This is a genomic window from Amycolatopsis sp. NPDC059027, from assembly GCF_042739735.1.
GTDB lineage: Bacteria > Actinomycetota > Actinomycetes > Mycobacteriales > Pseudonocardiaceae > Amycolatopsis.
This window is the reverse complement of record NZ_JBHYIK010000006.1, coordinates 102,535-108,323: the sequence shown is the minus strand read 5'-3', so window position 1 is coordinate 108,323 and position 5,789 is coordinate 102,535. Positions and strand designations below refer to the sequence as shown.

The 5,789-nt window shown below is 69.0% G+C and carries 4 protein-coding genes; all 4 read right to left on the bottom strand.

Annotated features, from left to right (window positions below; genetic code table 11):
• Positions 1-84: 84 nt before the first annotated feature.
• The 4 genes from ACFWY9_RS06170 to ACFWY9_RS06155 all read right to left on the bottom strand — a co-directional run bounded on the left by ACFWY9_RS06170 (position 85) and on the right by ACFWY9_RS06155 (position 5,666).
• Entirely contained in the window at positions 85-1,995 is a 1,911-nt protein-coding gene (locus ACFWY9_RS06170; RefSeq protein WP_378338285.1) for a tachylectin-related carbohydrate-binding protein, read from the bottom strand.
• Between the two features lie 332 nt (positions 1,996-2,327).
• Entirely contained in the window at positions 2,328-2,972 is a 645-nt protein-coding gene (locus ACFWY9_RS06165; protein WP_378327282.1) for a class I SAM-dependent methyltransferase, read from the bottom strand.
• Between the two features lie 45 nt (positions 2,973-3,017).
• Entirely contained in the window at positions 3,018-4,793 is a 1,776-nt protein-coding gene (locus ACFWY9_RS06160) for an MFS transporter (protein ID WP_378338284.1), read from the bottom strand.
• A 150-nt stretch (positions 4,794-4,943) separates the two neighbouring features.
• Positions 4,944-5,666: an alpha/beta fold hydrolase gene (locus ACFWY9_RS06155; protein WP_378327283.1), complete on the bottom strand. Its 723-nt coding sequence runs from the start codon at positions 5,664-5,666 to the stop codon at positions 4,944-4,946.
• Positions 5,667-5,789 lie beyond the last annotated feature (123 nt).

The window sequence follows — 5,789 nt, the reverse complement described above, 5'->3', positions numbered from 1 at the left end:
CCGCGGGGGGGGTTAGCGCGGGGGTCGCCGCGGCCCCGGGCCGCCCGCGGCGGCGGGTTTGGGGGGGGGCCCGGCCGGAGACCGTCAGAACTGGGGCTTCGGCAGCGGCCCGCCCACGAAGACGGTGCGATCGGTGTCGGCCGAACGCACCGCGACGGGGGTGGCCCCGCCCGAGCTGTAGGCGTAGGAAACGCCGTCGGAGCCACGGAAGACGACAGCGACGCCGCCCGCGGAGCGGCTGACCAGGAACGGGTCCGTCGCGGACGGGTAGGCGGCTCCGGTCCGCGAATCCTTCAGCTTTTCCCAGCTGCGATACGCCGTGCTGCCCGGGGCCGCCTGTTCGGTGACGTAGACGAAGCCGTCGGTCGCCAGGACGGCCACGTGCACTATCCCGGCGGCGTCGACCGCTGCGGCCGGCGCACCGGCGGCGGTCACCCCGGTCAGCGGAGCCCACTCGCCGGTGAACCCGTCGTTCGTCTCGCGCGCCGTGACGACGGCGCCGTCCGGCTGGGTGGCGAAGACCTGGAGGTTCTTGTCCGGGTTGGCGACCGCGGCGGTGTTCTTCGTCCAGCCCGTCCCGGGGACCGTGATCCAGGGACCGACCGTGCCGCCGAGGTAGGTGGCCTTGGTGTAGGTACCGCTCGTGGTCCGCGCGAGGATGTCGATGCCGTCCGGCTGGGCCACGACGGTGATGTCCGGGCTCAGCCCGGCCGAGGGCAGCACTGTCCAGGGCAGGAACTCACGGCCCACCGCGCTCTGCACCCGCATCCACAGCTTGCCGGAGCCGTCGACCGCGAAGGCGTATCCGAGGTTCTCCCGCATCACGAGGCTCGGCGGCCCGGGCGTCCAGCCGCCGAAACCGACCAGCTGGGCCCAGTTCGTCGTGTTCGGGGCCTGCGTACTGGCCCGGGTTTCGCTGTCCTGGCCGAGCGCGGTCACCAGCATGCCGTATTCGTCGGAGCGCAGCGCGCCGGGCATACCGGTGAACTGCTGGTAGCCGGGCACCACGGCGAAGTCGACCACGGTGATGTCGTCCGAGCGCTGCCTGCCGTGGATCAGCCTGCCGAAGTCGTCGACGTAGAAGTGCTGCAGTTTCCCAGCGGCGCCCTCGAGAACGAAGCTCGGCGACGTCGGCCTCGACGGTACCGCGGGCCGCTGCGGCTGGCCGGGGTTGACCAGTTTGCAGTCGTCGGTGGTGATCGAGATCTGCCAGTCGGCGGGGGCGCTGCCCACCACCTTGCCGGTGGGGCCCGCCCACACCCCGCCGCCGAGGTAGCGGTACCACTTCAGCTCTTTGGTGTTCTTGTCGAGCGCGTAGAGGACGTCCCCGCCGGGCGAAGCGATCGCGCTGAAGTACTGCCAGCCGCCCGAACCGACCAAGGTGCCGTGCTCGATCCAGCGCTGGCTCGCCGCGTCGTACTGGAACCGGTACAGCACGCCAGCGGGTGTCCGCGCGTAGAAGACGCCATACCCGGCCGCGACGATCAGGTCGTACTTCTGCGTCGTCCACCCGGTGTCGATGAGCCGTTCGGTCCAGGTCTTGGCGGTCTCGTCGTAGCGCCGCCAGGTCAGGACGTTGTCGTGCGCCCAGTAGAAGTCACCGGCACTGTCGACGGTGATGCGGTTGCGCATCTCGGGCTGAGTCACGTTCCATCCGGTCGCGATGGTCTGGGCGATGCCGCCGTTGTCCCACGTGTTCCCCTGCCTGCGCTGACGCTTGACCAAGCCGTCCAGCCCGAAGTCGTAGACCCGTCCGTCGGGCCCGGCCACCGTGCGGCCGCGCCAACCGGAGCCGACGGTCGACCGTCCCGTCCAGGAGTAGATGCCGGTTTCGGGTTCGTTGTGGCGGTCCAAATCCAGGTAGGCGTCCGGCCGGGTGTAAAAGAGGGAAGCGCTTTCCCGGCAGGTGATCGTGTCCGCCGCGGCGGCCGCGTTCACCGTGGACACGGCCACCACCGAACTCACCGCGGCGCTGAGCACGGAACACAGAAGCACGGATCTGAGCAGAAAACGCCGCTGGTGCATGGAAATCCCCTCAGTGGTTTCGAGAAACGCGGCACAACGGAATTCCCCGGCCGCGACACGCGACGGGGCAACACAAAAAAGCACACGCGGATCGCGCCGGACGGCACACCCGGAACGCGATCATTCGACAGTGGACGACGAGATCATCGCGATCGGCCGGCAGAAACGATCTGACAGCTTCCCTCCCTGAAGCTGCCCGCACCTCCCCAGTCAGTCGCCGGCCACCGGCTCGCGAACCTCGATCTTGCTATCGATCACCTGACAGATCCGTTACCCACTTTTTCGGAATTGCTCCGTTCAGTCTACTTTTCACCACTCCGGCGGCCGCGAGTCCCCGAAGCGGCGGCGTAGAGGTATTGGTGGGTTTCGGGCCGGTCACCCGCCACCGCGTCCACCTCGCGCAATTCGAGCACCTCGAAGCCCGCGGCGGTCACGACCGCGGACAGTTCGTCGCTCGGATAGGCGGTCACCGCCAGCGGAACGTCGAGAAACTCCAGCGGGAGCGCGTCGAAGTCGCCTCGCACCATGCCGAGTACCAAGAGCCGTGGCCCGCGCAGCCGGGTCCGGACGTCGGCGAGCACTTCGGCGATCGTGGCCTTCGGCAGCATGAGCAGCGAGAAGAACGCGGTGACGGCGTCGAATTCGCCGAGGCCGTCCAGCGCCCGGAGATCGCGCTGCTGGAAGGTCGCCCGGGGAGCGCTGGCGCGCGCCAGGTCGAGCATGACTGCGGATTCGTCGACGCCGACGGCCTCGAACCCGGCTTCGCTCAGTTCACGGACGGTCGGCTCACCACTGCCACAGCCGAGGTCGAGCACCCGGCCACCCGGTGGGAGCCGGGTGGCCAGCCAGGCACCGGCGGCGCGCTGGGGCTCGCGGTCGGCCCAGGACTCGTCGTAGCGGGACCCGATACGGTCGAACGGCGCGGGGCCGCGCTCCTGGCTGCTCATATCCCGGCAGTGTTCCAGGAGCGCGGCCCCGCCGCACCGTCCTTCTCAGCGTCGTTCGCTGACCGGGGCGACCAGTTCGCTCGGGCCGCCGCCCGCTTCCCCTGCCACCGCCGCCAGTTCCTCGCCGACCGGTTCGCGGTCGGCACCGGTGGGCGGCTTGCCCTTGGTGAACAGCGAAGCCACCGCACCGATGACGCAGACGGCGATGGCGAAGCCGAAGGCGACCGCGAGACCCTGTGAGAACGGCTCGGAGATCAGGTTCGGGAAGAAGCTGCGACCGGTGAGGAAGCTCGCCTGGTCCGGTGGCAGGTTGTGGAGCTGGTCGCCCAGCAGCTGCTGGATCGGGTTGTAGCCGAGGAAGGCCGCGAACAGCACCGCGACCGCGGGCAGGTGGGCCAGCTGGTCGGCCGACGCGGCGGGGACGCCGTGCGCGGTCAGGCCCTGGCTCATCGCGCCAGGAAGGCTGCTCGACAGACCGGCGATGATCAGGCTGAAGAAGAACCCGATGGACAGCACCATCGCCGCGTTCTGGAACGTCGTCATCATCCCGGCGCCGGAGCCCCGCGCGTCGGCGGGCAGGCTGTTCATCACCTCGAGGCGGTTCGGCGAGGCGAACATGCCCATGCCGATGCCGTTGAGCAGCAGGATCGCCGCGAAGGCCCAGTAGGCGAAGTCCACCGGCAACACGATCAGCAGCCCGAAGGTGACCGCGGTCAGCGCCAGGCCGCCGAAGGCCAGCAGCCTGCTGCCGATCCGGTCGGACAGCGCGCCGGACAGCGGGGCCGACACCAGGAACCCGACCGTCATCGGCAGCATGTAGATCCCAGCCCACAGCGGCGTCTGCTCGAAGGTGTAGCCGTGCTGCGGCAGCCAGATCCCCTGCAGCCAGATGATCAGCACGAACTGCAGCCCGCCCCGGCCCAGCGACGCGGTGAAGTTCGCCAGGTTGCCGAGGCTGAACGAGCGGATGCGGAACAGCGAGAGCCGGAACAGCGGGTTCTCGACCTTGGTCTCGATGACCACGAACCCGATCAGCACCGCGACGCCGCCGATCAGGCAGCTCAGCACGAACGGGCTCCCCCAGCCGGTCGGCGAGCTGCCGTAGGGCTGGATGCCGTAGGTGATGCCGACCAGTACCGCGATCAGGCCCACGGCGAAGGTGATGTTGCCCCACCAGTCCATCCGGCCGTGCTTGCTGATACCGGTGTCGTGCAGCTTCAGGTACGCCCACACCGTGCCGATCACGCCGAACGGCACGGACACCAGGAAGATCAGGTTCCAGTCGATCGGCGCGAGCACCCCGCCGACGACCAGGCCGATGAACGAGCCCGCGATCGCCGCGACCCCGTTGATGCCCAGCGCCAGCCCGCGCTGGTTGGTCGGGAAGGCGTCGGTCAGGATCGCCGACGAGTTCGCCATCAGGAACGCGCCGCCGACGCCCTGCACGATCCGCCAGCCGATCAGCCACAGCGCGGCCGCGTCGCCGTCGAACCAGGTGATCGCCAGCATGATCGAGGAAACCGTGAAGACGGCGAAGCCCATGTTGTACATCCGGGCCCGGCCGTACATGTCCCCCAGCCGTCCGAAACTGACCACCAGCACCGCGGTGACCACGAGGAATCCCATGATCATCCAGAGCAGGTAGCTGGTGTTCGACGGCTCGAGCGGATTGATACCGATGCCCTTGAAGATGTCGGGGAGGGCGATCAGCACGATGGACGAGTTGATGGTGGCGATGAGCATGCCCAACGTCGTGTTGGACAGCGCGATCCACTTGTACCGCGGCCCCAGTTCCGCGATCGAATACGTCTTGCGCCGCACCGAGACAGACCTCCGTTCGATTCGCTTAGCAAGGCTAAGCAAGTTGTTTGCCTGACGCAACCAACCGGCCTTGATCGACTCGGAGAGAACGGTCACAATTGCAAATAGTCCTTTATGGACTATTTGCGGAACGAAAACCCTTGAAGCTCACTACCGCGCGGAAAGTCCCTCGGCGACCTGGCCGAGCAGCGAAAGCAGCGCCGCCGGATCCTCGACGTGCGCGTTGTGCCCGAGGCCGGGCAGAACGACGGAATCCTCGGCGAGCGCACGCAACTGGTCGATCCCGCTCATCGGATCGTGCTCACCGGCGGCCAGCAGCACCGGGCACCGCGCCGCACCGAGCAGGCCACGCATGTCCGGCCTGCCGACGGCGAACGCGGCCGGGTCCAGCGCGAGCCGCCAGCCGTCGGCCGACTCGACGAGCCCCGCCGGGTCCGCGGCGGTCAGACCCAGCAAGCCGGACACCTTCAGATAGCCACGCTCGGCGTCCTCGCGGGTCTCGAACACCCTCGGCGGCCGCGCGGCCATCGCGGCGGCCTTCGCCAGGTCGTCGTCGCTCCATTCGACCTTGACGCCGACCGCGACCACCCCGGCGACCTCGACGCCGAACCAGCCGGTGGCCAGTGCCAGCGCGACCACCCCGCCCAGCGAATGACCGACCACGACGAGCGGGCCGGTGCGAGGCAGCCCATCGGCCACCGCCGCCGCCATACCGCCGAACGAGTAGCGCGGCAGCCGCGCCGCACCGGCGTGTCCGGGCAGATCGGGCGCGTGCCACGGCCTGTCGAGCAGACGACCGAAGCCGTCCCAGACGGCGCTGGTCGCGCCCAGCCCGTGCAACAGCAGTACTTCCGCCCGCGTCGTCGTGTCCACGGCATGGATCCTTCCGCAGACCGGCCCCCGAGGGCCAGCTGTACCGGCGTCGTGGGGGCTGCCGAAGGCCCGGTGTCGCGAACGCTCCGTTGCCGACGATGAACGTCCCGAACGGAGCGTTCG

What these genes read in the sequence shown, in the direction of transcription:
- ACFWY9_RS06165 (WP_378327282.1), bottom strand. Translation starts at nt 2,972, where the DNA reads ATGAGCAGCCAGGAGCGCGGCCCCGCGCCGTTCGACCGTATCGGGTCC.